Raw genomic sequence first — 1075 nt, forward strand, 5'->3', positions numbered from 1 at the left:
TCATTGATGTCGACTCCACCCACAAGCGGGTCTACGGCCGGGCCAAGCAGGGCGCCGAGTACGGCCGGTTCAAGGGCATCCGCACCCTGCACCCCCTGCTCGCCACGATCTGCACCCCCACCTCCCGGCCGGTGATCGCCGCAGTACGGATGCGCCGCGGCAAGGCAGCCGATTCCCGTGGGGCCCCGAAGTTCGTCAGTGAGGCGCTGGCCACCGCTGTCGAGGCGGGCTGCACCGGCACCCGGGTCCTGCGAGCGGACTCGCAGTTCTACAACGCCGGGGTGATCGCCGCCTGCCGCCGGGCCGGAGCCCACTTCTCGATCACCTGCGGGATGAACCCCTCCATCAAACGGGCCGTCCTCGGCATTCCCGACCAGGCCTGGCAGCAGATCACCTACCCGACCGCGGTGCCCGATCCCGCAACCGGTGAACTCATCTCGGACGCCGAAGTCGCCGAGATACCCGCCTACACCGCGTTCGCCAGCCGCACGAAAGCGGAGCGGGTCACCGCGCGGCTGATCGTTCGCCGGGTCCGTGACCTGGCCAAACCCGCCGTTGTGGGTGAGCAGGGCGAGTTGTTTCCCGTCTGGCGCTACCACCCGTTCTTCACCGACCAGCCCGCACAAACCCTCCAGGCCGAACGCGAACACCGTCACCACGCGGTCATCGAGCAGGTCATCGCCGACAGCAAGGCCTCAGCCCTGGCCCACCTGCCGTCCGGGCACTTCCACGCCAACGCCGCATGGCTCACCCTCTGGGCGATGACCTACAACCTGCTGCGGGCCACCGGCGCACAGGCCTCCGCCTTCCACGCCAGGGCCACCACCGCCACGATCCGCACCCACCTGGTCCACGTTCCGGCCCGGATCGCCCGCTCCGCCCGCCGCATCACCCTGCACCTGCCGCACAACTGGCCCTGGCAGCACGCCTGGACACACCTGTTCCCCACCGCCCACGGACCGGCCGGCTGATACGAACAACCCCCGCCCGCCCCGCCCGCAAGGGCCCGACCGGAACCGAACCGTGGAAATGCTGGGCAGACCAGCGGACACAACCTGCCCTCACCCGGCCACCC

At 70.0% G+C, this 1075-nt stretch carries 1 protein-coding gene; it reads left to right on the forward strand.

Going from position 1 to position 1075, the window contains the following annotated elements; translation table 11 throughout:
- On the forward strand, nt 1-971 hold a 971-nt coding region (locus ACFV9O_RS40745; RefSeq protein ID WP_385428210.1), incomplete at its 5' end, for an IS1380 family transposase.
- Nucleotides 972-1075: the final 104 nt, after the last annotated feature.

It is taken from the genome of Streptomyces sp. NPDC059909 (genome assembly GCF_042730885.1).
Classification (GTDB): Bacteria; Actinomycetota; Actinomycetes; order Streptomycetales; family Streptomycetaceae; genus Streptomyces.